We start from the raw sequence: 24316 nt of genomic DNA on the forward strand, positions 1-24316 counted from the left end.
ACTCCTTATCTCATTCTTAAATTATTACAGGGACAGCTATCTGCAGCAGCAAAGACACTGTCTGTCATCCAGATAAACATAAAAAAAACCTTCATCAAAGGACGAAAGTTCGTGGTACCACCTTAGTTCAGACAGACTGTTGTCTGTCCCTCTTAGCTTGTAAGGTAAGCTGAGCCTTCTATCTTAATGATTCAGATAGAAACGAACAAAATGATAAGCCCCAATCAAGGGAGTGCAGGTCTTCCACCATCACCTGCTCGCTGAATCTGTTCATCAGGCCTGTGTTTTTGTTATTCGTTAATATTCAATTTAAAGGTTTGTGTCTCGTTCAGATTGAGCTCTTCAGGCGTATCCGCTGCAGTTTCATGAGCTGCTTCAATAATAATCGGCTGCTCATTATCCGCTTGCGTTTCTTCTAATTTTTTATTGCTTTCAGCAACACGGCGGTGCAAATCTTCCATCTCTTCCGGAGTAAACTGACGAGTGACATCAATAGGTTCTGTATCTGCAGTATCCGGTACATGTTCACCTAAAACCTGCTCAACAACTTCTTTAAAAGCTGCATCTGAATTTTGCAGATAAACTGCTGTCGGCTGCAAAAGTTCCGTCCATTCCGGAGAATTGGCAAGCGCCAGCTGGCCTTCTACCACAGATAAGAGATGCTGATGGAACACACGGCTTTGGCGTTTGAGTTCTTCTGTTTCAACAGCGATGCGCTTAGCCTCATCCGTAGCATCACGCAGAATTTCATTGGCTTTCGCTTTAGCTGCATCAACCAATTGCTGAGACTCATACGTAGCCTTATTTAAAATATTAGTTGACTCTGTATTTGCTGATGCCTTAACTTTCTCAGCCGTTTCCTGAGCTAAAATCACAGACTGGCTGAGTGATTCTTTCATTTCATCAAAGTAACCCAGTTTGTCTTCTAACTCCTTGATACGGTTGTCTTTTTCACGGTTAGTGCGTACCAACTCTTCATAGTCGTCAACAACAATATCCAAGAACTCTTCCACTTCCTGAGTATTGTAGCCGAACATTTTTGTTCCAAAGGTTTTATCTTTAATTTCAAGTGCTGTAATTGCCATTTTATTCTCCTTATTTATGTATGATTCGGTCAATGGTCAGTTTATGTTTTCCATGCTTTGAAAAACCGTTATCTCGTTTTACGGTAAACCTTCCGTAACCTCTGACGCTGATTAAATCGCCAACTTCAACCAAATGAGATACCTTGGGCTGAATGAGGTAATCCAGCTTCACCTTTTCGCTTTCGATTAACTTGCTGGCCGTTCCCCGAGAAATATTCAGAACAGCTGCAATAATTTTATCTAATCGCATACTTGATGCCAAAATATCAATCTCTTTAGTATTCGATTGATTTTCCAGCTGTTTTTCAAAGGGTATTTCTTCAAAGGCAACCGCTGCCCTTCCTATTTTACTCACCTGAGTATTTAAATAAGAAACCATGCTTTTTTCAACAAAAACCTGTGCGCGATTTTCCTGAACTAAAATATCACCTAAAATATGACGTTCAATGCCTAATTTATTAATCAGGGTTCCCATAATCTGAGCATGCGTCAAGTGATTAAATTTACTGTTGTATTTAATTTCCAGCAAACTAATACCAAAGTCTGCCAAATCCAAATTGTAGTAAGCCGGCGCTATCAAGAGCCGAGCATATTCGGAAGGAATAAAATCCGAGCTGACATAACACTTTAGCTCTGTCTGCCCTGCAATACTCTTCATAACTGCAATTTGTCTGGGATTTAAAAAATCCGTAAGGCAAAAACTGTAGGTATCTTCTGCTTGTTTAATTAAATCATAAGCCTTTTCAATTAATTCTTGCTCTTCTAACCTAAAGTGCTGATAAATCTCTTGTTTTGCCATATTAAATAAGAAGATTAAATAAAAACTGTTTCAATAAATTCAAAAGCAAAATAATGATAATAATTGTAAAATCAAGTCCTGCAAACTGCAGATTGAAACGCCTGAACGGTTTAATGACTGGTTCCACAATATCAACTAACAGTCTCCCAAGCCAAGTATCATAAGCGCCGGGAAACCATGATAAGAGAGCATAAACCACCAGCAAGAAGGAATAGACCTCAATCACTCTTGCCAGAATTACCACAATATACGCTAACATCATTTAACGTCTCTTCATGTCGTAGTTAAAGCTGACATCCTGGCCATTGGCTGCAAGACTCATTTCTTCAACATCCACAATAACATTGATTGGCGTTAGCAGATACATTGAGGCACCGACCTTTTGCAGATTTCCTGCCAGAACCTTGCTCGCTCCGTCAATGAAGTCTAAGCAGCGCCTAGCCTGTGCTTCAAGCATGTATTGAAAATCAATCAGCACACATTCGTTGCGAATCAGCAAATCAACAATTTCTTCTGCATCCTCATACTTACGAGGAAATTTAAGTGCGATTGTTGTCTTATCCTGTGCAGACTGCTGAGCATTATTGCGGCGGGTTGGGAGCGGGTGAATATTTTCTTCACCTGATGGGCGGCGGGGCTGCCCTTGGTTTGGCCGCGAAGCCTCTTGATTAGGCTGATGACCTTTCTTTGCATTTTGCTGTGTCTGCTGAGCAGCAGGACGTTTAGCAGACTCCTGCTGTCGAGCCGGTACAGCAACAGGTTCTTCTACTTCGCTGACCTCATCAGTGTCAAAGTAAGAAATAATTCTGTTAAAGCTATCTCTAAGTGCCATACGTATCTCCGTTTCATTTAAAGAATGCGCTGCCTATTCGGATGAAGGTTGCACCATTTTGAACTGCAATCGGAAAATCACCGCTCATCCCCATGCTCAATTCATCCAAAGGCATATTCTTTAAGTTTCTTTCTTTTAGATTTTTTCTCAATTCGTTGGTTTGGCTGAAAATTTTTGCCAATTCCTGCTCAGAAGCATCTATCGGCGCCATGGTCATCAACCCAACAACTTTAATCTTATCAAATTTTTGAATTTCTTCAAGTACATTATCAACTTCTGACACTTTGAAACCATGCTTGCTTTCTTCGCCAGAAATATTAACTTGCAAAAAGCATTTAACATCATGTTCGGCACGTTTTTGAATTTCAGCAGCTAACTTTACAGAATCAAGGGCATGGAAATAATCAACCAAGTTGATAACATCCTTAACCTTACGCCGCTGCAAACTGCCAATCAGGTGCCATGTCAAATCATAGGCCTGTAAAGCATGATATTTGTCGAGAAACTTGTCAACCCTGTTTTCGGCAATATGCTTAACTCCTGTTTGTACAAGTTTTTCTGCCGTATCACTGTCAACATATTTAGTCACTGCAACGACAGTAACATCATCTTTACTGCGTCCGGCCGCCTGAGCACAGGCAGCGACTTCCTGAAAAATGCGATCTTTATTTGCTTGTAAGTTCATTGTTAACGGTTTTTAAAGAAAGGAGGTGTTTCCAATTCATCATCATCGTCTGTATCAGCTGAAAAACTGCTCATTTTTAACTGACTGTCAATTTCACCTTCAGTCGGGCGGGCAATGCTCTCACGGCGAAGATCCCAGTCACCGAATGCAGACTGCTGAGGCTGTGCCTCTGCTGGTGTTTGCCGTGGCTCTGCAGCCGGCATTTCATGCGATTCATTCAAATCGAAATCAAAATTTTGACGGCGTTCAAAATTTGGCTGTGAAGCATTTGCAGAAGGAGCCTGCTGCTGAGGTCTCGGCTGCTTGTAAGGCTGTGCCTGGCGGCGAATGCCGGATACCTGCTCAACACGGTCAGGGCGAACACCGGTAGCAACTACGGTTACGCGAATCTCATCTTTCATAGACTCATCAATTGCTGTACCGAGCCAGATGTTTACACCGTGTCCCGCAGCCTGATTAACAATTTCAGAAGCTTCTTCAGCTTCGGTCAGGGTCATATCAAGACCGCCGGTAACATTGACAATGACATCTTCTGCCCCATCAATTGTTGTTTCAAGAAGCGGCGAATAGGTTGCTTTGCGAGCTGCTTCAACGACCCGTTCTTCACCGGTTCCGACACCGATTCCCATCAAGGCATTTCCTTTGTTTGCCATAACAGTTTTAACATCAGCAAAGTCAAGGTTGATCAAACCGGGACTGGTAATCAAATCGGTAATTCCCTGTACACCTTGGCGGAGTACATTGTCAGCTTCACTGAGCGCTTCAAGAAGCGGTGTTTTCTTATCAACAATTTCAAGCAAATTATTATTTGAAATAATAAGAAGAGTATCTACCTCATCACGAAGTTCATCAATACCTTCAATGGCATAATTGCCGCGTTTGCTGCCTTCAAAACCAAAAGGTCTTGTAACAACAGCAACTGTCAGAGCACCGACTCCCTTAGCAATGCGGGCAATGACCGGAGCAGCTCCTGTGCCGGAACCGCCGCCCATACCAGCGGTGATAAAGACCATATCAGCACCGCTAAGAGCTTCTGTTAATGCTTCTTCGCTTTCCTCTGCGGCTTTGCGGCCGATTTCAGGCTGACCGCCGGCACCCAGTCCGCGAGTCAGTTTAGGACCGAGCTGAATCACCGTTTCAGCTTTAGAGCTGCTCAGAGCTTGGATGTCGGTATTGGCTGCGATGAATTCAACACCGGAAACGCCCTCGTCAATCATGCGGTTGATGGCGTTCCCGCCGCCGCCGCCGACTCCAATTACTTTAATTACTGCACCCTGTACAGATGCTGCATCGAATGAAAATGCCATTTTAATCTTTCCTCACTTTAATTTTAATCAAACATACTGCCAAAGATACCACGTACACGGTCACTCATCTTTTGTTTTGGTTTGGCTGGTTCTCCTTTTTGAGGAGGCAGCTCTTCCAGCTGTGACTCAAGAGTGGCAGATTCTTGTGTTTGAGCGAAACTTCTAGTTTTAGGAGCAACACCTGTCGGCTTAATATCAATTGGTTTTCTTCTCAATTTTTCATCACCGGAAACAGCTCCCTGTGCCAAAATATCAACTTCGGTCAGCGTTCCTACATATTCAACAATACTGATGATGTTAGCAAACATAGGATTTCTGATACCAACTTGGTTGGGAACATGAAGCTTAACATTGGCACCAAAGATTTCCTGAGCAACCTCAACAACACCGGGCATAATTGCGGCACCGCCGACAATCACAATACCGCCGGGCAGATCCAGCAGCCTGCCGCGTTCCAAGTCCTGCTTGATGCGATCCAGCAAGTGGCGAACGCGTGCCGAAATAATTTCTGAAAGGTAACGTTCAGTAACCTCTATCGGATTTCTTTCCCCGACTACTTCTACCTGCACAGTTTCTGTCGAACTGGCTTCAGAAACATTAGCTTCTCCGAAATTAAATTTAAGTGCTTCGGCAACTTGATGCGATGTCTTAAGGACTTTGGAAATGTCCTTAGTAACGTAATCGCCGCCTTCGGCATAAGTATTTGTAAACTGCAGTTCTTGGGCACGCATTGAAGCAACGGTTGTCTGACCGCCTCCCATATCAATGACAGTAGCACCAAACTCGCGTTCTCCTTCGTTTAGAACTGATTTTGCAAGAGCCAGCGGCGAAATAATAATATTTTCAACCTCAATGCCGGCACGCTCCACTGTTTTACGAAGATTATGCAAAATCGTACTCGGTCCGGTATAAATCAAGCCGCGCATTTCCAAACGAATCCCCATCATTCCGCGGGGATCACGGATGCCCTGAAAGCCATCGACAATGAACTCTTCCGGAATCAGAGAAATGACCTCACGCTCCGGTGTGATGCTCTTGGTCAAAGCTGAGCGAACTACACTGTCAACATCTTCATCTTTGATTTCTTTAGATTCGCTAGGAACAGGAATCATTCCTTGGGTAGGCTCAATCTGCAGCAGATTTGCCGGCAGACCGACATTAACCTTGCTGATTGACATTCCTGCCTTTTCTTCTGCTTCTTCAATCGCTGTTTTAATAGCTTCTGCCGCAGTGTCTATATCAATGATAATACCATCTTTCACACCCGAACTTTTAACATTACTGACACCGATAACATTCATACTGCCGTCAATAAATTCAGCAACCAAAACTTTAATCGAGCTTGTTCCTATATCTAATCCTGTAAAAAAGCCATCTCTAGCCATTCACTCGACCTCTCTATCTTTCCATTCTATTACTGTCAAAAACAGAATTATTCAGAGAATATTATACCATAAAAAAACGTAAAATGTTAAGCTTTTTACGTTTTTTGTTATAGAAACTTAATTTCTTGATTCTCATAAAAATCACGGAGCAGCAGTCGCTTCTGTAACCGACTGAGCATTTTCTTCTGACTCGGCAGCTGAAGAATCTGCTGAGGCAGAATTGCCGTCTTCTGATGACTCGCTTGGCTCTGTCTCAGAAGAACTTTCTGTTGTGGCAGAGGCCTTGTGTTCGGCAAGCGCAGCTTCAATGTCTGAATTAGTGCTGTAAAGACCTACTTCCATGTCAACAATGCTGCCGTCTGCCAAATCCTTTTTGATTTTAGGATAATAAGGCAGCTTGCTGTCAATTTCCGACAGAGGGACACGGACTGTGTTGCCGTCTGTCATCTCCAATAAAAGCAAATCGTTTGTAGATTTTGAGTCAGCCGAGGAGATTGTTTTAATGCTCTTAACCAAGGCTTGATCTAATTTTGCTAATTTTTTGACAAGTGTCTGCACATCCTGCGCCTTAGGAAGATTGATGGTCATAAAGGACTCAGGCAGCTCTGAAGCATTGACCGGGTCAGCCTGTGTACCGTTTTCTAAAATCGGGATATAGCCGTTATCTGCCTGCGTATAAGCAATAATACTGCGCTCTTTTACTTTCAGCGTAAAATTGTTCGGAAAACGGTAAATCAGATGAGCTTCTTTAATCCATTTGTCCTTGGCTTTTAAAGTATTTTCAAAACGGCTCTTTTCAAAAATCAAAGCGGTCAGATAATCGGATTTCTTGATGCCTGATTTTTCAATCAGCTGCGCTTCAATCGCATTTTTGTGGCCTGAAACGTTTATATTTTTTTGACGGCTGAACGGACTGATCATAAATAAAGAAACCAGCAAAACCACCATTGAAACAGTGATTACTAAAAAGGCCTGCCAGAAGTCTTTGCGGGGAATAACCCGTGTTTTTTTCTTCTTGGGCTTTTTTACTTTAGCCTGCTTTTCTTTAGGCTTTTCCTGCTTAGAATCTCGGTCAAAAGAAGACTGCTCTGCTGCCTTTGGTTCCGCTGTTTTATCTTTAGAATTAGAACCTTCTTTTTCAGCCTGAAACTGAGCCTTTTTCTCAGCCATCTTTTTTTCGTTTAGTTTTTCTTTTTCAAGCTTTTCTTCCTGTTTTTTCCTGAGAAATTCCAGATTTCGCTGCTGCCACTCTGTTAAAGGGACTTCCTGTTTCTCTGTATCTTTTTTATCTTTTGCCATTATTTTCCTTTTTTTCAATTCCTATATCTTTTAACAAAAGACTGTAAAAATTGTCCGGAGAGGTAATCTCGGTTGATGATGCCATATTCTTCTTATAAAATTCCTGATTTGCCAATAAATGTTCGACTTTTTCCGTCAAATGAGCAACATCTAATTGTTCTTCAGGCAATTGCTGAGCATAGCCTTTTTTTTCAAAATAAGCAGCATTTTCCAGCTGATCGCCGCGGCTGGCTTCTTTCCCCAAGGGAACAATCACATGCAGTTTATTCATGGCAAGAAGTTCAAAAATAGTATTGGATCCGCCGCGCGTAACAACAACATCGGCCAGATCCATGAGGGGCTGATAAAGATCTGTTACATAATCTACCCGATAAAGATTGGGGCTCAGGCTGTTGAGCTGCTTATCTCCTGAAATGTTAATAATATTATATCTTTTCAGCAGTTCAGGCGACGCGCTGATGAAACGGTTAAAAACCTTGGCTCCGGCTGATCCGCCGATAAACAGCAGCGTTTTCAAATCAGAATCAAACTGCTCTTTGACAGCTTCAATCTGCTCTGCTGTTTCCAGGCTCAGGCTTTTGGCAGCAATTTTAGTAATGGCTCCGACATGTTTTGTTTTAGTCAGCGCATCAGCCTGTTCAAAAGTGGTATACATGGTTGTAGCAAATTTATAAGCAATCTTATTAGCCAGTCCCATTGATAAATCGGACTCATGAACAAAAACCGGTACTCTTAAAAATTTGGCCGCTATTACAGGCGGAACCGATACGAAGCCCCCTTTGGAGAAGAGTAACTGCGGACGGATTTTGGCAATGATAGCTAAAGACTGTAAAATTCCCCAGCCGACCTTAAAGGCGTCCAGCAGATTCTGCCAGGAAAAATAGCGCCGCAGCTTGCCGGTAGCAATCGAATGAAAGCTGACATCAAGACCTGACTGCTTAATCTGCTCGTGCTCAATCCCATGCTTGTCACCAATATAGTGAACTTCCCAGCCGTCCTTTAAAAACCGAGGAATCAAAATCAAATTGAGAGTAACATGACCGACAGTGCCGCCGCCAGTAAAGACAATTTTCTTTTTTGCCATGCTTATTCTCCCTTGATCGCTTCAAAGGCTGCGATAAATTCATCTCCGCGCACTTCAAAATTTTTGTACATATCCCAGCTGGCGTTGGCCGGGCTCAAAAGGATAACATCGCCGCTTTCAGCATTGTCAAAGGCGACCTTAGCAGCATCGGCAACATTTTTAGCATCCAGATAAGGTACATGTGCCTTATCTGCAGCCCGTTTAACCCGAGGAGCTGATTCTCCCAGAATAATCATTTTTTTCAGTCCTGCAAGATCCGGCACAAGCTCATCAAATTCATTGCCCCGGTCAAGACCGCCTGCAATCAGGATAACTTTTTTATTATCAAAGCCAGATAAGGCCTTCTGAGTTGCTAAGATATTGGTTGACTTGCTGTCATTATAAAATTTAACGTCATTGACTTCGCCCAAATACTGCAAACGGTGCTTAACCCCGCCAAAATGAGCCAGAGTTTCTCTGATGGCTTCATCCGGCACACCGGACAATTTTGCCACGGCGATTGTTGCTAAAGCATTTTCGACATTATGACTGCCCGGAACACCGAGCTCATCTGCTTTCATGACGGCTTGGCCCTTGAAACAAAGCATCCCGTCCTCTAAATAAGCACCATCAACTTTTTTCTCTGTTGAAAAAGGAACAACCGTAGCCTTAGTTTGTGCCGCCAGAGTTTCAGCGATCTTCTGATTGAAATTAAGGATGACAGTATCATCTGCAGTCATATTCTTTTGAATATTCCACTTGGCCTCAACATAATTCTCAAAGGAACCGTGATAGTCAATATGCGTTGGCATCAGATTAGTAATCACAGCAAGATGCGGATGAAATTCTTCCGTTCCCATTAACTGAAAAGAGGATAATTCCATAACCAAAGTGTCCGCAGCAACTGCTGACTGTGCTACTTCACTGGCCGGATAGCCAATATTCCCGGATAACAGTGCTGAATGTCCGCCGTGATTTAAGACCTCTGCAATCATGGTAGTGGTTGTTGTCTTGCCGTTAGAACCTGTAATGCCAATAATAGGTGCTTCAGAAACCAAATAGGCCAGTTCAACCTCTGTAATGACAGGAATATTTTTCTCCAATGCCCTGACAACCATCGGATTGGTATAAGGAATTCCCGGATTTTTAACCATGTAAGCAAATTCCTCATCCAGAAGTTCCAAAGGATGGCTGCCGCAAATAACCTTGATCCCTTCTTCCAAGAGCGCCTGCGCAGAAGGATTTTCATCAAAAGGTTTGCCGTCATTGACGGTTACAATGGCACCCAGTTTTGCCAAGAGGCGGGCAGCTGCTTGGCCTGATCGCGCTAAGCCCAGCACCAAGACTTTTTTATTTTCAAATTTTTTAACTTGTTTCATTTTGATAATTCTGACTTTCTCATTAACTATATACTCTAATATTTTACCCTGAATAGGAGACTTTTTCAAGATTTTAAAGTAAGACAAAGACTTTCTTTCTCATCAAAGAAGCAAGGAGATAACGTCCGGCACACACAGCAGTTCATTTAACGATTAGCTAAACATAGTTAAAAGACCGGAACTTTTGTCCCGGTCTCCACATTTTAGTTATGATACTTTTTACTTTTAGGTTTGGTCGTTAGCTGCAGCACATCCTTTAGAGCACAGTAGCCGACAGCAATCATTCCTATACCGACAAAGATTTCAGGAGGTGACTGCATAATCTTGATAAAAGTCATTCCGGTCAGTACCATTAAAAAGGCCACTACTGCTACCAGAGAAATCATATTCATGGTATTTTTGACCGTTTTAGGAGCGATAAAAATGTAATACATTAAAAGCAGTACGGCAATAATGGCATAAAACATTTTTTCTCCTTTCTTTCTGATCGGATATTTTAATCGTCAGCAGATTTTTTCTTCTTAGCAGCCTTGGCCCGCGCATTTTTATCCAAAATCTGCTTGCGCAGACGGATAGACTCAGGTGTCACTTCCATGTACTCATCATCATTGAGGAATTCAAGCGACTCTTCAAGGGTCAGGATGCGCGGTGTTTTAATAACCGCTGTCTGGTCTTTGGTAGCCGAGCGAACGTTGGTCATCTGCTTAGCTTTGGTGATGTTTACCGTCAAATCATTCTCGCGTGAATTTTCGCCGATAATCATACCTTCATACACTTCTGTTCCCGGATTAACAAAGATTGTTCCGCGTTCTTCGATGGACATGATCGAGTAAGTCGTTGCCTTGCCTGTATCAATAGAGACAAGAGCACCGCGGTGACGGCCGCCGATTTCAGCATTGATAACTGGCATGTATTTATCAAAAGTGTGGTTCATGATACCGTAACCGCGTGTCATTGACAGAAATTCTGTCGGATAACCGATAAGCCCGCGAGCCGGTGCCAAGAAAATCAAACGAGTCTGACCGTTGCCGGTTGACTGCATATCAAGCATTTCACCTTTGCGTTCTGACAGTGACTGGATAACTGCACCTTGGTATTCTTCCGGCGTATCGATCTGTACACGCTCGAAAGGTTCCATTTTCACGCCGTCAATTTCTTTAATGATAACTTCCGGACGCGATACTTGCAGCTCATAGCCTTCACGGCGCATAGTCTCAATAAGAATTGACAAATGTAATTCCCCGCGCCCTGAAACTGTCCATTTGTCAGGAGAATCAGTGGCCTCAACGCGGAGGGAAACATCCGTCTGCAGCTCTGCTAAAAGCCGCTCTTCAACTTTGCGGGATGTGACAAATTTGCCCTCACGTCCTGCAAAGGGCGAATTATTTGCTAAGAAAGTCATCTGCAGTGTCGGCTCGTCAATATGAAGAATTGGCAGCGATTCAACAGCATCAGTCGGTGTAATCGTTTCACCAACGAAAATATCTTCCATCCCGGAAACCGCAATCAAATCACCTGCCTTGGCTTCTTTGATTTCACGGCGTTCAAGACCGAAAAATCCAAAGAGCTTTGTCACACGAAAGTTCTTGCTAGTACCATCAAGTTTTGAAAGAGTCACCTGATCACCGACTTTTATCGACCCGCGGAAAACACGGCCGATACCGATACGTCCGACAAAATCATTGTAATCAAGAAGCGACACTTGGAACTGCAAAGGCTCACCTGAGTTATCAACCGGTGCCGGAATGTGGTCAATAATCGTATCAAAAATCGGTGCCATTGTGTGCTCTTGATCTGCCGGATCATCTGAAAGAGATGAGGTTCCGTTAATCGCTGACGCATAGACAACAGGAAATTCCAGCTGGTCATCATCTGCTCCCAGTTCAATGAAAAGCTCCAGCACTTCGTCAACCACTTCTTCTGGGCGGGCAGACGGTTTGTCAATCTTGTTAACAACAACGATTGGTACCAAATTCTGCTCCAAAGCCTTTTTCAGAACAAAACGCGTCTGCGGCATTGTTCCTTCATAGGCATCAACAACCAAAACAACGCCATCTACCATTTTCATGATACGTTCGACTTCACCGCCAAAATCCGCGTGTCCCGGTGTATCCATGATATTAATGCGTGTTCCGTTATAGGCAACAGCCGTATTTTTAGCCAGAATAGTGATTCCGCGTTCTTTTTCAAGATCGTTAGAATCCATAGCCCGTTCTTCTAACTGCTTATGCTCATCAAGTGTGTGCGATTGCTTCAAAAGCTCATCAACAAGAGTCGTTTTCCCATGGTCAACGTGGGCAATAATCGCAACATTTCTAATATCTTCTCTAAATTTTGTCATGATTCCTCTTATAATTATTTTATTTCAACTTACCAATTATAGCATAATTTTTGAGAAAAAGCGCAGGAAAGATAGCTGTAAACGTTTAAAATAAGAAAAAACATACTCGAAAGCATGTTTGATAATAGCTAAAGCTCCAAGAAAATTACTCTTGTTCTTTCACTTTTCCGTTCCAGTAATCAAGTCCGTTTTTCAGGACATAAAGATCCTTGTAGCCTGCTTTTTTGAGCGTTAAAACGGCACGGGCGACTAACTGCCCGCGAGTATTGTCATAAAGCAGAACCGGTTTATCCTTGCGAAGAGCTGATAAAGACTCTTTAAACTGTTCCGACGGCAGATTGCGTGCGCCTAAAATATGCTTGCGGCGAAATTCATTAGGAGAGCGTAAATCTACAACCTGCGCTTTTCTCATCATACTTTCAAATTCTGCGTTGGGAATATACTTAGCCGCACGGCGGACACGAAAATAATTCCAGGCAAAGAAAGCAAGAAAGGCAAAAATAATAATCCATAAAATAATTGTTACAGTTGACATATGACTCCTTTATTTCTCATTCTTCAATAAACTGACGGGCAAGACTGGCTGCTCCGATAATACCGGCATCATTTCCCAGTTCTGCAATTTTAATCTTGGTAGATTTTTTAACTTGCGGAAAAGCAAATTGCTGGAAATACTTTTCGATGCGTAAACGTAAAAATTCACCGGCTGCAGACACACCGCCGCCAACAATAACCGAGTCAGGGTTCAAAATATTACTGATATTGGCCGTGGCAAGACCTAAATAAAACCCGACCTTTTCAACCACAGAATCCGCAAACTTATCACCGGCTGCCGCTGCAGTAAAAATATCCTTGCTCGTCACGCTGTCACCGTTATCAATAGCGGCTTTAATACTTGATGTACCCTCATAACTTTCTGCCAAAAGACGGCTCAGGCGGACAACACCTGTCGCTGAGGCAACTGTTTCAAGACAGCCCTTATTGCCGCAGGTACACTCAAAACCATCGTCCGGCTCAACAACAATATGGCCGATTTCTCCGCCGGCTCCAGCAACTCCATGGATAAGGTTGCCGTCCGCAATGATACCGCCGCCGACACCTGTTCCCAAGGTCACAAAAACGACATCCGGATTATTGTCACCGGCACCAACCCAGCGTTCACCTAAGGCCGCAACATTGGCGTCATTATCAATGGCAAAAGGAATGCCCAGCTCTGCTTCAATAGCTGCTCCGACTTCTTGTGTTTCAGCCCAATTCAGGTTAAAAGCTCCTGTAACAGTCTTTTGAGCGCGGTCCACTGCTCCCGGCGATCCCATACCGATACCTGCAAAATCGTCTTTGGACAATCCATAAAGGTCTAAACGGTGTTTGATGGATGCAATAATGTCGGGAACGATATGTTTGCCGTCTTCCAAGATATTGGTTTCAATAGCCCACTTTTCCTGAACCTGGCCGTCCAAGGTCAGAATGCCGAATTTAACACTTGTTCCGCCAAGATCAATGCCTAAAAGCTTTTTACTCATCTTCTTTTTCCTTTTCTATCCTGTGCTCTCTGCGCAAAATCAGTTCAGCCTGTAAGTAGTCATTTTTTGAAATCAGCCCGTTTTCATAGAGCCTCTCCAGCTCAATTTTCATCATTTCGATGTCGTAAAGCCGCTTCCCCAAATAAACATAGATGCCAAACTGTTTCAACAGCTGCTGCACATCATATAATGTTTTCATCTCTCAAATTTTACCAAAAAAAGGCCGTTTTTTCAATATATTTTTGCAAACGTTTGCCTTTACCGCAAGCAAAAAACCTAAGACATAAATCTCAGGTTCTTTTTGTTCGGGAATAGCTGTGCAGCGTATTCAGATTATCATTTTAAAGTCCCGGTGCTTGTCCCAGTTCAGCCTGCAGCATCCAGATTGTCTTTTGTGCCTGCGTTTGAGCAGCAGTAAAGATATCGTTAGAAACAGCGTCCCCTTCTTCATCGGTCACATCAAGTCCCACTTGATAAAGAGTGGACAGATAGCCATAAACCTCTACAAGACGGCTCAAATGATCAGCCATTGATTTATCCCAGCTTCCTGCTTCTTCTTCCAGCTTAGAATTTTCATCAAATTCCTTTAAAGTTGAAAACGGACTGCCGCCAATAGTAATCAAGCGTTCGCTGATTTCATCCAGATGCCCGTTTAAGTCGTCCATCAACTCATCCATTTTCGGATGAAGGTAAAGAAAACCAGCTCCGCGCATGTACCAGTGTACTTGATGCACAATAGAAGCTGCCTTTGACAAGTCGGCTACCGCCTGATTGAGCACAGCCTTTGTCTTTTCTTTGCCTGACGTTCCTTTCTGTTCAACTTGATGCGTAATAGATGCATAGATATTTTCAACAAGTGTGTCTGTCTTAGTCATAGTAAGTCCTCCTTGTAACTTATTTCATTTACATCTCTATTTTAGAACGATTCTAATTAAAAGGCAACTATTTTGCTTCCTTTTTGACGAATAATCAGATATGAAACTTTTTTTATTCTTTATCTCCGGTGCTTCATTGGGATCTTTTTTGGGCTTAGTTTTTGACCGCTTCCCGCAAGAGTCAATTATTTGTCCCCGCAGCCACTGCAATAACTGTCACAGATACTTAGCCGTGCGGGATTTGATTCCTGTCTTGTCACAAATTTTCAATAAAAGCCGCTGCCGCTTTTGCGGCTGTGCCATCCCTTTAAGGTACGCCTTCACGGAATTTTTCTGCGGTCTCATCGGTCTAGGTTTGGGACTCAGTCTGCTGGCATTTTCACAAGTGTGCCTGCTTTTGATGGGGATTCTTCTGTCCCTTTACGATCTGAAAGAGCAGACCTATCCTCTTATTGTATGGCTGGTATTTACTGGTTTGCTGCTCTTTTTTTATCCTTTAAAGCTTATCAGCATCATCCTCTTTTTGTTCGGGATTGTTGCTGCTCTAAAAAACATCAGTATGGGCAGCGGTGATTTTCTTTATCTGGCAACCCTGTCCTTATCGCTCAGTTTTCAGGAGATGATTTGGCTGATTCAGTTTGCCAGCCTGGCAGGGATCGCTTCTTATTTTTTCTGTAAAAAGCAAGCAGAGAGTCTGCCTTTTGTGCCCTTTATTTTTCTGGCCTACAGCGTTATTTTGCTGCATCAAATAATCTCAGTTTGATACTTTGTACAGCAATAAAAAACAGCGAAGCACAGGCTGCCTGTGCTTGAGAGCCATGGCGCCTGATTTCGCTGCTTTTTTTCTGTCAATGTTACTATTTGAGCTAACTGTGCAATAGGTGCTGTGCAGCCTTACGTCCTTGGTGCACAATACCGGAAATAGCTGTACCTGATCCCGGATAATATCCGGCAATCCAGCCGCCCGCATTCAGACCAGCTGCGTACAGATGCGGAATAGCTTTGTCAAACGGGTCTAAAACCTGACAGTCAACATTAATTTTAAGACCGCCGATAGAACCAAGATTGCTGGCAGAGTTCTTATAAGCATAGAATGGAGCCTTTAGAGCTTTCAAACCCGTACGGCGTCCAAATGCCTGATCAGTACCTGTTTCCATTGCTTTATTCCATTCCTGAATTGTTTCAGCAAGGCTGTCCTTAGGAACGCGGAGCAGATCTGCCAATTCTTCTGCTGAATCAGCCTTGATCACATGTCCGGCAGCAACATCCTCTGCTAAGCTTTCTGCTGTCCAGGCACTGCCTGCTTCCTTGATTGAATTGTCATCAAAAATCATATAAGTAGGAGCCATAAACTGCTTTTCCTGTTGGAAAATAGCCCGGTATTGATAGGCATAGGTCGCATCCTCACAGACAAAACGCTTGCCTGCTCCATTGATAAAAATCAAAGGAATTGTTGGAATTTGGTTGTTGGTAGCATTGCCTGTCTTACCGCAAAAATCAATGCAGCCGCCCATACCGGTTACTGCTGCACCGGCAGAAAGTCCCATTAAAATACCGTCGCCGGTATTTGTTTTAGCAGTCAAAACCGTGTTAAAGGCCAAATCGTTGAACTGCTGAGGATTGTAAGCCTTAGCCAAAGCTGGGTTATGATCAACACTGGCTGTTGCCAAAAGAACTCCCTTCTTTGCAGCGATCAGCTTTTTCTTTCCGCCAACAAGAGCAGCAACACCATGGACAGCCTTACTTTCTTGATCCTGAATTAAAGAGACTACTGTTGTATTATATTCTATCTCGGCACCGGCTTTAAGAGCTTCTTTGAAGAGTGCCTGAGTCAGAACGACACCGTCTCCGCCCTGACCGCCGTTTTCATAGACGTGGATACGGTCCGCAAAAATATCATCCTTAATATAAGGAATATGACTGTGCCCATAGACAGAAGTCCACTTGATTCCCATCTGGCTGAGCCATTCGATATTTTTTGGCGCACCTTGGGCTAAGTCCCTTACCAAATCAGCATCTATGACATTTTCGCCCGCTTTAATCCACAATTCGGCATGTTTTTCAGGAGTATCTTCCTGATAAGACGTGAGCGCTTTTTGATAAGGCGTTCCTGCTGCCTGAACCACACCGCCGGAATAATTCGTTGTGCCGCCGGCAATACCGGCCTTCTCACAAATCAGAACAGACAAGCCGCCGCGTGCTGCCTCAACTGCTGCCGACAGACCGGCACCGCCGGAACCGACAATCACCAAATCATAGCTGGCATCGTATTCTGAAACCTGATCCAAAGGAGTGACAGGCTGAGCCGATGAGGTGTTTTTCACTTCCTGAATAACGGCCAGAGACGGACTTGTCACAGCATCAACGTCAGGCTGAACGGCATAGGGATTGTCTGATTCAGGATTGAGAGCTTCTTCCTGACTGATTTTTCCTGCGTCAGCAGCCAAAGCTTTTTGAACGGCATTCTTAAAAGCAAGGCTTGAAAAAGTTGCACCTGATACAGCATCAACATCGGCGGTTCCCTGTGCAAGCATGGCTGCTTTCATTTGGGCAATTCCCAGATCTCCAACCAAAGCTTTGCTGCTGTGTTCACTGTCTAAAGTCTTAATTTTACCGTCTTCCAGACCGACAGTAACCTTTAATGGTCCGTGAAAGCCCAGAGCTGCGCCTTTTACTGTTTTTTCTACCATGTTTTTGACTTCCTTTCTAAATAAAGATAAAACGCTTTCATCTTTATTATACGACTTCTGATCTTTTTTAGCTGAGAAAAAACTAACAAATTTCTTATTTTATTAAAAATCAAAGGACACAAAAAAGCGGAAATGAGACATCATTTTGACCGCATCAATAATAAATACTCTTTCCGCTTTTTATTCTTATTTTTGATAATGACTGCCGAATTTGATAAAATCTGCTATTTCCTGCTTTTGCCCGTCATGCAGAGCCTTAACAATTTTGGAACCTACAATAACGCCGTCTGAAACCTTATTAAAACGTTCAATATCAGCAGGACTGGAAACACCAAAACCTGTTAAGACAGGGATCGGAGAAAGACTGCTCAGCCGTTTTAAATGCTGATCCAAATCTTCACGGTAGCTGCCTGCCTTACCGGTCACACCGTTGACGGCAACAGCATAGATAAATCCTTGAGCATCCTCAATCAGCTCTTTTTGACGATCCAAACCGGTTGTCAGGCTAACGAGGGGCACTAGAGCAATGTCTGTGTTTTTAAGATAGGGTTTGATAAAATCTTCCTGTTCATGCGGTAAATCAGGGACAATCAAGCCTTTAACCGAAGTCTTTTTTAGCTCTTCAATAAAGCGCTCAACACCGTATTGGAAAACAGGGTTGAAGTAAGTCATGATAACAAGCGGGACCTCAGTCTTTTTTTCTTGAAGCAGACTGACAATCGCTGACAGCGATGTTCCCTTAGCTAAGCTGCGCTGACCGGCCAGCTCAATGACAGGACCATCAGCTACGGGATCAGACCAAGGGATACCTATTTCAATAGCTGATACTCCTTGTTCTTCCAGAAAAGAAATGGTCTCAAAAAGACCGCCAAGACCTTGGGGATAATCCCCTGCCATGATGTAGGGAACAAAAAGTCCCCGGCCGTTTGCTTTAATTTCCTGTAAATGTGCTGTTAATGTTTTTGCCATGATTTTATTTTCCTTCCTGCTCAAAACGTTCTTTGACCTGCATAACATCTTTGTCTCCGCGTCCTGACAGACAGACAATAATCGCTTTATTCGGCCCCAGTTCTTTGGCAACTTTTTGCGCTAATGCAATAGCATGGCTGGATTCAAGAGCGGGAATGATTCCTTCCAAACGAGACAGCAGTTTAAAAGCTTCCAAAGCTTCTTCATCAGTAATAGAATCATAGGTTGCCCTGCCAATTTCATTGAAATAGGAATGCTCAGGTCCTACACCCGGATAGTCAAGACCGGCCGAAATAGAGAAGGCTTCCATAATCTGACCGTGTTCATCTTGAAGGACATCCATCAGAGCACCGTGAAGAATTCCGGGACGCCCCTTGGCAAAGGTAGCCGCATGCTTATCGGTATCAAGTCCAAGTCCGGAGGCTTCTGCCCCATACATAGCTACACTCTTATCATTGACGAAAGGATAGAAGAGCCCGATAGCATTTGACCCTCCGCCAATACAGGCTAAGACAGCGTCCGGCAGCTTGCCGCCTGAAATATCGGCATACTGGCGTTTAGCCTCTTTGCCAATAACTGACTGAAAATCCCGAACAATTTCCGGAAAAGGTGCCGGTCCTAAAGCCGATCCCATAATATAATGTGTATCATCAATATTAGCTACCCACGAACGAAGCGCAGCATTGACCGCATCTTTAAGGACACGCGAGCCGTCTGTCACCGAATGAACCTTGGCACCAAGCAGTTCCATGCGAAAAACATTGAGTGCCTGGCGTTTGACATCTTCTTCTCCCATGTAGATAGTGCATTCCATATCAAAGAGCGCAGCTGCCGTTGCAGTGGCAACACCGTGCTGTCCTGCACCTGTTTCGGCAATAATTTTCTTCTTGCCCATGCGTTTAGCCAGCAGCACCTGACCGAGAGCATTGTTAATTTTATGGGCGCCGGTATGATTGAGATCTTCGCGTTTCAGATAAATTTTGGCGCCTCCGATATGGTCTGTTAAACGTTTGGCAAAATATAAGGGGGTCTCACGTCCCACGTAATCTTTAAGAAGGGCCGATAGTTCTTTTTGAAAATCAGGATTAGCTTTGGCTTCACGGTAAGCTTCGTCCAATTCAATAACCGCTGTCATCAGGGTTTCAGGAATGAACTGGCCTCCAAAATTTCCATAAAATCCTTTTTCATTTGGCTGATTATAAGTCATTTTTTCACACTTTCTATAAATTTTATAATCTTTCGGCTGTCTTTTTGACCGTCTGTTTCAACACCCGAAGATACATCAACAGCATAGGGAGAAAAGCAGCGGATACACTCCTTGACATTGTCTGCACTTAAACCGCCTGCAATAAAGAAAGGCTGCTTAATACATTTATTTTGGAGCAGCTGCCAGTTAAAGGTTTGACCGCTCCCTGCCAAGGGAGCATCAAAGAGCAGATACCGAGCCTTGCTTGATACAAGAGCTTCTTCATTGGTCACTTGGACTGCGCGGATCATTGGAACTGAAATCTGATTTATCAGTTCTTCATCAAAGTCTCCGTGCACCTGCACCAAATCCAGCGGAACTGTCCGGACAGCTTCTTCCAGTTCCTTTAAACTCGGGCTGACAAAAACGCCGACTTTTTTGACTGTCTCTGGAATATCTCCCGCTAATTTGTTAGCTGTCTCAAAACTGACCTGACGCTTGCTGGGAGCAAAAACAAAACCAATATAATCCGCTCCGCCGCTGACTGCTGCAAGCACAGTGTCCCGGCTGGATAAACCGCAAATTTTAACTTTTGTCAATAGCCAGCTCCTTTATCTTATCTGCAATACTATCTGCCTGCATCAAAGCCGTACCGACAAGAACAGCATTGAAATACGGCGCAAGCAGCTCGCTGTCTTGGCGACTGAAAATACCAGACTCTGACACGTAGACCCGGTCATCGCGAAAATAAGCTGATAGTTCCAGACTGGTATTGATATCAACTTCAAAGGTGACCAAATTGCGATTGTTAACACCGATAATTTGAGCACCGATTTTGTGAGCTCTTTCTAATTCAGGCAAATTATGTGTTTCGACCAGCACTTCTAAACCTAAGCCGGTCGCAAAGTCATACAGTTCTTTGAGACGCTGCTCAGACAGAGCTGCAGCAATGAGCAGAACCACCGTCGCACCGGCATTGCGGCTGCGCACAATCTGTTTCTCATCAATAATGAAATCTTTTGCCAGAGTTGGAATCTGCACTTTTTGCGAAATATCTCTTAAATAGTCAATATTACCTTTGAAAAAGACCTGATCTGTCAGAACGGAAATCATTGCAGCACCGGCTCTCTCATAGGCTGCTGCCTGCTTGACAATATCCACATCGAGATTGATATCTCCCATGCTGGGGCTGGCCTTTTTGACTTCAGCAATAATCTGCAGCTGATGAGCGTGTTCCTTTAAAAAATCAAACAGCCGATAAGTTTTGCGAAGAGGCTTTAGCTCAGGCATCGTCAATGCTGCCACTTCTTCCTTTTTTTGTTTTAAAATGGTTGGTAGAAATTCTTTAGTCAACTTGCGCCTCCTGTAATGCCTGCAGCTTAGCATAAGCTTTCCCTGATGCGATAACCTCCCGTGCCAAATCAACCCCTTCTGCCAGAGAATCTGCTTTGCCATTGGCAAAAAAGCCAAGACCGGCATTAAGAACAGCTGTTTCAAGGTAGGGACTGGGTTCATTTTTTAAAACGCTGATAAGAATCTGAGCATTTTCCTGAGCATCACCGCCCCTGATATCATCCAGACTGACCTCGGGCAAACCCAAATCCTTAAAACTAAAACTGCCCTGCGAAATGTTTCCTTTGTCCAGCAAGGTATAATGATTAACCCCGTAAAGCGCAGCCTCATCCATATTGTCAGGCCCCGTGATAATGACGGCCCGTCTGCGGCCGAGAAGTTTTAAGACCTGAGCAAGATCATGCTGTAAATCAGCCTGATAGAGCCCCATGAGCTGCGTGTCCAGATTCATCGGATGGGTCAAAGGACCGATGAGATTCATAATGGTCGGAATACCTAAGGCCTGTCTGGCAGGAGAAATATAGCGCATAGCCGGATGCATCTTCTGTGCGAAGAGAAAGGCAATCCCTGTCTCATCTAAAACCTGAGCCAGTTTTTCAGGCGGCAGATCAACACTGATTCCTAAGGCCTCCAGCACATCAGCAGAGCCTGATTTTGAAGAAATAGAGCGGTTGCCGTGTTTAGCAAGGCGGATACCGCCGCCGGCAAGAATAAAACTGCAGGTAGTTGAAATATTAAAACTAAAAGATCTGTCACCGCCCGTGCCGCAGTTATCCATGACATTTCCTGTCTGGCTGGGAATAAAAACAGCGTTTTCCTTGATCGCCTTGACCAAGCCTAAAATTTCCTCGGGGGTTTCCCCTTTGATTTTTAAAGCCATCAAAAATGCTGCAATCTGAGCCTCCGACAGCTGACCTCTTAAAATTTTTTCAGCGACGGCTGTCATCTGATTTTCTGATAAATCTGCTTGAACAGCTAATTTTTCAAAGATTTCTTTCATTGTATATCCCTTCTAAATGGTTCCTGCTATCTTGACAAAATTCTCAATCATTTTCAAACCTTGAGGAGTTCCGATAGATTCCGGATGGTACTGCAGGCCGTAGACCGGCAGCGTCTTGTGCTGGATAGCCATAATTTCTGCATCATCTGTGGTTTTGGCAACAACCTCAAAATCCTTTGGCAGCTCCTCAACCACAATAGAATGATAGCGCATAATATCAAGCTGATTTGGCAATCCATCAAAAATCGGACAAGGAGCTGCAAGAACCATCTGACTTTGTTTGCCGTGCATAACTTGATGAGCCAAGCCCAATCGGCCGCCAAAACTTTCAGCAATAGCCTGATGCCCTAAACAAATGCCTAAAATCGGTTTCTTTCCCGCAAAATCTTTAATTACATTTTCCATTTTACCGGCAGCGGCCGGCCAGCCGGGACCCGGAGACAGGACTAGGGCATGCGCTTCATCAGCCATTTGATAAAGCTCTGCAGCATCATTTCTCAGGACTTTGACATGGGCAAACTGTCCTAAGTACTGAGCTAAGTTATAAGTAAAAGAATCATAATTATCAACCAGTAAAATCATAGAACTTCTCCTATTCTCGTCATAGCTTTGGCTTTGTTAATAGTCTCATAGTACTCATTTTCAGGGATGCTGTCATACACAATTCCGGCACCGGCCTGAACATAGGCCTTATGATTTTTAACAATCATTGTCCGGATGGCAATGGCAAAATCCATATCACCGCTTGCTGACAGATAGCCGATCGCACCGGCGTAAATACCGCGTTTTTCCTTTTCCAATTCGTAAATACGGTTCATCGCACGGATTTTTGGAGCCCCCGAAACTGTCCCTGCCGGAAGTGTTGATTTGAGGGCATCCATGGCGCTTAATTCCGGCAGCAGTCTTCCCTTAACCACACTGGTTAAATGCATGACATAACGAAACAATTCAACGTCCATATACTTGGTCACTTCCACAGTGCCAACCTCAGCAATCTTCCCAATATCATTGCGGCCAAGATCCACCAGCATCCGATGTTCGGCAGTCTCTTTGGCATCTGACTGTAAATCCTCTGCCAGCCTTCCATCTTCTTGTTCGTCTGCTCCCCGCGGGCGTGTCCCAGCGATAGGATTGGTCGTCACTACCCTGTTTTTGACAGAGACTAAACTCTCAGGACTGGCACCGATAATCTGATAATCGCCAAAATCATAGAAATAGAGGTAATTGGAAGGATTGGTCACGCGCAGATTTCGATAAAAATCAAAGGGCTTGCCCTTAAGGTCAGCTGTAAAGGACTGACTGAGCACGCACTGAAACATATCTCCCTGGCGGATAAGCTGCTTGGCCTTTGTCACCATCTCCTTAAACTCACTTTCTTTCAAATGATTCTTAAAGGTCAGCGGATGCAGATCACGTTCTGAAAATTCATCGTCAGACTGTGTTTTCAAATCTGTCAGAATCCTCTCAAGAGCAGCTTTCTGAGCGGCTTGGCTTCTGTGGCTGTAGATATTCTCCTCAACAACAGCCACTTTTTCTTTTTTATGATCGAAAATCAAATAAGATTCATAAACAAAAAAGTGCATATCCGGCGTGCCTATACTGTCCTTGGGAATCTGACCGATATTCTCATACAGGCTGATCATATCGTAACCAACAAAACCAATGGCTCCGCCGTTAAAAGGCAGGTCCTGAGATTTTTGCGCTTTGACTGTCAGCTGACTGAAGTAATCTAAAGGATCGCCTTCAACAACTTGGCCGTTTTCTGTCAGGCTGCCGTTTTCAAACTTAACTTCAAAAACAGGATTGTAAGCGACGATTGAAAAACGGGCATTCTCTTTTTCTCTGGGGATGGACTCCAAAATCACCTTGTGCTCACCCTGCACGCGCATGTAAGCAAGGATTGGAGTCAAAATATCAGCATTTAATATCTTTTTCACGATAAGTCTCCTTTTTTGTTCACTTCCTGATTGCTATTGACTTTAAGTTCTAAAGCTGTAAAAGATTCAATCATAACTTGCCAGACAGCAAGCACAACATCTGCTGATAGGCCTAAGGTTTCTGCCTCCTGCTGTCTGCTTTGAAGAACTTGTTTTACTCGTTTAGGGGCAGCGACAGCCGCTGTGTTTCTGACAGGCTTTAACCGCCCAATCTTTTCAACCATCTGCTGGCGCTCTGCCAATAAAACTAATAATTGATGATCTAGCTGATCAATTTGATTTCTGAGTTTCTGAATACTTGCCATAACTATCACCTGTTTTTTACATTTTTGAATAAATCATAAAAAGAAGACAAACACCAGTATTTCCCAGACACGAAAAAGCCCCCACACAGAAAAATCTGTGTGAGGGCGTTAAATCTAGCTAACACGGTGCCACCTCAATTAACGGGACAGACAGTCTTTCCCCGTCATCTCTATCTCCTCCAACAAGGAGCTGCACGGTAAGGAGTGCCAACCTGAAGACTATGTTTTATCTCCACCTATTAGAATTGTAATAAAAAACCTCACACAGAAAAAACATCTGTGTGAGGGCATTATACCAATAAC

26 protein-coding genes are annotated in these 24316 nt (G+C 43.6%); 1 reads left to right on the forward strand and 25 read right to left on the reverse strand.

The genetic code is table 11. The annotated features are described in order from the left end of the window. Positions 1 to 290: 290 nt before the first annotated feature. The 16 genes from AC4HAN_RS05145 to dpr form a co-directional block, all read right to left on the reverse strand. The gene (locus AC4HAN_RS05145) at positions 291 to 1085 is read right to left on the reverse strand and encodes a DivIVA domain-containing protein (RefSeq protein ID WP_491091520.1); all 795 of its coding nucleotides are present in this window, start codon (positions 1083 to 1085) and stop codon (positions 291 to 293) included. 10 nt (positions 1086 to 1095) lie between these two features. Then, on the reverse strand, positions 1096 to 1884 hold the full coding sequence (locus tag AC4HAN_RS05150; RefSeq protein WP_491091521.1) for a YlmH family RNA-binding protein: 789 nt from the start codon (positions 1882 to 1884) through the stop codon (positions 1096 to 1098). Position 1885: 1 nt separating this feature from the next. Further along, on the reverse strand, positions 1886 to 2146 hold the full coding sequence (locus tag AC4HAN_RS05155; RefSeq protein ID WP_491091522.1) for a YggT family protein: 261 nt from the start codon (positions 2144 to 2146) through the stop codon (positions 1886 to 1888). Next, positions 2147 to 2716: a cell division protein SepF gene (locus tag AC4HAN_RS05160; RefSeq protein WP_491091523.1), complete on the reverse strand. Its 570-nt coding sequence runs from the start codon at positions 2714 to 2716 to the stop codon at positions 2147 to 2149. 13 nt (positions 2717 to 2729) lie between these two features. Then, a complete protein-coding gene (locus AC4HAN_RS05165) occupies positions 2730 to 3401 on the reverse strand; it encodes a YggS family pyridoxal phosphate-dependent enzyme (protein WP_491091524.1) in 672 nt (223 codons plus the stop codon). Between the two features lie 2 nt (positions 3402 to 3403). Beyond that, a complete protein-coding gene (ftsZ, locus tag AC4HAN_RS05170) occupies positions 3404 to 4708 on the reverse strand; it encodes a cell division protein FtsZ (RefSeq protein ID WP_491091525.1) in 1305 nt (434 codons plus the stop codon). A 23-nt stretch (positions 4709 to 4731) separates the two neighbouring features. Beyond that, positions 4732 to 6093, reverse strand: a complete 1362-nt coding sequence (gene ftsA / locus AC4HAN_RS05175; protein ID WP_491091526.1) for a cell division protein FtsA — start codon at positions 6091 to 6093, stop codon at positions 4732 to 4734. 141 nt (positions 6094 to 6234) lie between these two features. Then, complete coding sequence (locus AC4HAN_RS05180) at positions 6235 to 7392, reverse strand: cell division protein FtsQ/DivIB (protein WP_491091527.1); 1158 nt, start codon at positions 7390 to 7392, stop codon at positions 6235 to 6237. Then, the gene (locus AC4HAN_RS05185) at positions 7379 to 8476 is read right to left on the reverse strand and encodes a UDP-N-acetylglucosamine--N-acetylmuramyl-(pentapeptide) pyrophosphoryl-undecaprenol N-acetylglucosamine transferase (protein ID WP_491091528.1); all 1098 of its coding nucleotides are present in this window, start codon (positions 8474 to 8476) and stop codon (positions 7379 to 7381) included. Before AC4HAN_RS05185 ends, AC4HAN_RS05180 begins: the two co-directional genes overlap by 14 nt. Before the next feature lie 2 nt (positions 8477 to 8478). Further along, on the reverse strand, positions 8479 to 9834 hold the full coding sequence (gene murD / locus AC4HAN_RS05190; RefSeq protein ID WP_491091529.1) for a UDP-N-acetylmuramoyl-L-alanine--D-glutamate ligase: 1356 nt from the start codon (positions 9832 to 9834) through the stop codon (positions 8479 to 8481). A 203-nt stretch (positions 9835 to 10037) separates the two neighbouring features. Continuing rightward, positions 10038 to 10301 carry a DUF3165 family protein gene (locus tag AC4HAN_RS05195; protein WP_491091530.1) on the reverse strand — a complete coding sequence of 88 codons (264 nt, stop codon included), beginning with the start codon at positions 10299 to 10301 and terminating at the stop codon, positions 10038 to 10040. Positions 10302 to 10330: 29 nt separating this feature from the next. Then, positions 10331 to 12175, reverse strand: a complete 1845-nt coding sequence (typA, locus tag AC4HAN_RS05200) for a translational GTPase TypA (RefSeq protein ID WP_491091531.1) — start codon at positions 12173 to 12175, stop codon at positions 10331 to 10333. 145 nt (positions 12176 to 12320) lie between these two features. Beyond that, positions 12321 to 12710, reverse strand: coding sequence for a rhodanese-like domain-containing protein (locus AC4HAN_RS05205; protein ID WP_491091532.1), 390 nt, complete (start codon positions 12708 to 12710; stop codon positions 12321 to 12323). A 16-nt stretch (positions 12711 to 12726) separates the two neighbouring features. After that, positions 12727 to 13698 carry an ROK family glucokinase gene (locus tag AC4HAN_RS05210; RefSeq protein WP_491091533.1) on the reverse strand — a complete coding sequence of 324 codons (972 nt, stop codon included), beginning with the start codon at positions 13696 to 13698 and terminating at the stop codon, positions 12727 to 12729. Then, on the reverse strand, positions 13691 to 13897 hold the full coding sequence (locus tag AC4HAN_RS05215; protein WP_491091534.1) for a YqgQ family protein: 207 nt from the start codon (positions 13895 to 13897) through the stop codon (positions 13691 to 13693). The genes AC4HAN_RS05210 and AC4HAN_RS05215 overlap by 8 nt, the downstream gene beginning before the upstream one ends. A gap of 142 nt (positions 13898 to 14039) precedes the next feature. Next, entirely contained in the window at positions 14040 to 14573 is a 534-nt protein-coding gene (gene dpr, locus AC4HAN_RS05220; RefSeq protein WP_491091535.1) for a DNA starvation/stationary phase protection protein, read from the reverse strand. A gap of 100 nt (positions 14574 to 14673) precedes the next feature. Here dpr and AC4HAN_RS05225 point away from each other — a divergent pair, with 100 nt between their 5' ends. Next, positions 14674 to 15336, forward strand: coding sequence for a prepilin peptidase (locus AC4HAN_RS05225; RefSeq protein WP_491091536.1), 663 nt, complete (start codon positions 14674 to 14676; stop codon positions 15334 to 15336). Positions 15337 to 15439: 103 nt separating this feature from the next. Here the strand turns inward: AC4HAN_RS05225 and AC4HAN_RS05230 are convergent, their stop codons facing one another. The 9 genes from AC4HAN_RS05230 to AC4HAN_RS05270 form a co-directional block, all read right to left on the reverse strand. Beyond that, positions 15440 to 17263, reverse strand: coding sequence for an FAD-dependent oxidoreductase (locus AC4HAN_RS05230; protein ID WP_491091537.1), 1824 nt, complete (start codon positions 17261 to 17263; stop codon positions 15440 to 15442). A gap of 186 nt (positions 17264 to 17449) precedes the next feature. Continuing rightward, positions 17450 to 18232 (reverse strand): tryptophan synthase subunit alpha, encoded by a 783-nt coding sequence (trpA, locus tag AC4HAN_RS05235; RefSeq protein ID WP_491091538.1) that lies wholly within the window; start codon positions 18230 to 18232, stop codon positions 17450 to 17452. A gap of 4 nt (positions 18233 to 18236) precedes the next feature. Further along, on the reverse strand, positions 18237 to 19439 hold the full coding sequence (trpB, locus tag AC4HAN_RS05240) for a tryptophan synthase subunit beta (protein WP_491091539.1): 1203 nt from the start codon (positions 19437 to 19439) through the stop codon (positions 18237 to 18239). Then, a complete protein-coding gene (locus AC4HAN_RS05245) occupies positions 19436 to 20017 on the reverse strand; it encodes a phosphoribosylanthranilate isomerase (protein WP_491091540.1) in 582 nt (193 codons plus the stop codon). The genes trpB and AC4HAN_RS05245 overlap by 4 nt, the downstream gene beginning before the upstream one ends. Next, positions 20004 to 20771 (reverse strand): indole-3-glycerol phosphate synthase TrpC, encoded by a 768-nt coding sequence (gene trpC, locus AC4HAN_RS05250; protein ID WP_491091541.1) that lies wholly within the window; start codon positions 20769 to 20771, stop codon positions 20004 to 20006. The genes AC4HAN_RS05245 and trpC overlap by 14 nt, the downstream gene beginning before the upstream one ends. Further along, the gene (gene trpD / locus AC4HAN_RS05255; RefSeq protein WP_491091542.1) at positions 20764 to 21771 is read right to left on the reverse strand and encodes an anthranilate phosphoribosyltransferase; all 1008 of its coding nucleotides are present in this window, start codon (positions 21769 to 21771) and stop codon (positions 20764 to 20766) included. The genes trpC and trpD overlap by 8 nt, the downstream gene beginning before the upstream one ends. Positions 21772 to 21783: 12 nt before the next feature. Continuing rightward, positions 21784 to 22353 carry an aminodeoxychorismate/anthranilate synthase component II gene (locus AC4HAN_RS05260; protein ID WP_491091543.1) on the reverse strand — a complete coding sequence of 190 codons (570 nt, stop codon included), beginning with the start codon at positions 22351 to 22353 and terminating at the stop codon, positions 21784 to 21786. Then, positions 22350 to 23711 (reverse strand): anthranilate synthase component I, encoded by a 1362-nt coding sequence (gene trpE / locus AC4HAN_RS05265; RefSeq protein ID WP_491091586.1) that lies wholly within the window; start codon positions 23709 to 23711, stop codon positions 22350 to 22352. Before trpE ends, AC4HAN_RS05260 begins: the two co-directional genes overlap by 4 nt. Continuing rightward, the gene (locus AC4HAN_RS05270; RefSeq protein ID WP_491091544.1) at positions 23705 to 24013 is read right to left on the reverse strand and encodes a chorismate mutase; all 309 of its coding nucleotides are present in this window, start codon (positions 24011 to 24013) and stop codon (positions 23705 to 23707) included. The genes trpE and AC4HAN_RS05270 overlap by 7 nt, the downstream gene beginning before the upstream one ends. Positions 24014 to 24316: the final 303 nt, after the last annotated feature.

The organism is Streptococcus sp. ELY_86 (assembly GCF_058314495.1).

Coding starts and splice junctions, on each gene's coding strand:
- AC4HAN_RS05145 (WP_491091520.1), bottom strand. CDS start 1,085: ATGGCAATTACAGCACTTGAAATTAAAGATAAAACCTTTGGAACAAAA.
- AC4HAN_RS05150 (WP_491091521.1), bottom strand. CDS start 1,884: ATGGCAAAACAAGAGATTTATCAGCACTTTAGGTTAGAAGAGCAAGAA.
- AC4HAN_RS05155 (WP_491091522.1), bottom strand. CDS start 2,146: ATGATGTTAGCGTATATTGTGGTAATTCTGGCAAGAGTGATTGAGGTC.
- AC4HAN_RS05160 (WP_491091523.1), bottom strand. CDS start 2,716: ATGGCACTTAGAGATAGCTTTAACAGAATTATTTCTTACTTTGACACT.
- AC4HAN_RS05165 (WP_491091524.1), bottom strand. CDS start 3,401: ATGAACTTACAAGCAAATAAAGATCGCATTTTTCAGGAAGTCGCTGCC.
- ftsZ (WP_491091525.1), bottom strand. CDS start 4,708: ATGGCATTTTCATTCGATGCAGCATCTGTACAGGGTGCAGTAATTAAA.
- ftsA (WP_491091526.1), bottom strand. CDS start 6,093: ATGGCTAGAGATGGCTTTTTTACAGGATTAGATATAGGAACAAGCTCG.
- AC4HAN_RS05180 (WP_491091527.1), bottom strand. CDS start 7,392: ATGGCAAAAGATAAAAAAGATACAGAGAAACAGGAAGTCCCTTTAACA.
- AC4HAN_RS05185 (WP_491091528.1), bottom strand. CDS start 8,476: ATGGCAAAAAAGAAAATTGTCTTTACTGGCGGCGGCACTGTCGGTCAT.
- murD (WP_491091529.1), bottom strand. CDS start 9,834: ATGAAACAAGTTAAAAAATTTGAAAATAAAAAAGTCTTGGTGCTGGGC.
- AC4HAN_RS05195 (WP_491091530.1), bottom strand. CDS start 10,301: ATGTTTTATGCCATTATTGCCGTACTGCTTTTAATGTATTACATTTTT.
- typA (WP_491091531.1), bottom strand. CDS start 12,175: ATGACAAAATTTAGAGAAGATATTAGAAATGTTGCGATTATTGCCCAC.
- AC4HAN_RS05205 (WP_491091532.1), bottom strand. CDS start 12,710: ATGTCAACTGTAACAATTATTTTATGGATTATTATTTTTGCCTTTCTT.
- AC4HAN_RS05210 (WP_491091533.1), bottom strand. CDS start 13,698: ATGAGTAAAAAGCTTTTAGGCATTGATCTTGGCGGAACAAGTGTTAAA.
- AC4HAN_RS05215 (WP_491091534.1), bottom strand. CDS start 13,897: ATGAAAACATTATATGATGTGCAGCAGCTGTTGAAACAGTTTGGCATC.
- dpr (WP_491091535.1), bottom strand. CDS start 14,573: ATGACTAAGACAGACACACTTGTTGAAAATATCTATGCATCTATTACG.
- AC4HAN_RS05225 (WP_491091536.1), top strand. CDS start 14,674: ATGAAACTTTTTTTATTCTTTATCTCCGGTGCTTCATTGGGATCTTTT.
- AC4HAN_RS05230 (WP_491091537.1), bottom strand. CDS start 17,263: ATGGTAGAAAAAACAGTAAAAGGCGCAGCTCTGGGCTTTCACGGACCA.
- trpA (WP_491091538.1), bottom strand. CDS start 18,232: ATGGCAAAAACATTAACAGCACATTTACAGGAAATTAAAGCAAACGGC.
- trpB (WP_491091539.1), bottom strand. CDS start 19,439: ATGACTTATAATCAGCCAAATGAAAAAGGATTTTATGGAAATTTTGGA.
- trpD (WP_491091542.1), bottom strand. CDS start 21,771: ATGAAAGAAATCTTTGAAAAATTAGCTGTTCAAGCAGATTTATCAGAA.
- AC4HAN_RS05260 (WP_491091543.1), bottom strand. CDS start 22,353: ATGATTTTACTGGTTGATAATTATGATTCTTTTACTTATAACTTAGCT.
- AC4HAN_RS05270 (WP_491091544.1), bottom strand. CDS start 24,013: ATGGCAAGTATTCAGAAACTCAGAAATCAAATTGATCAGCTAGATCAT.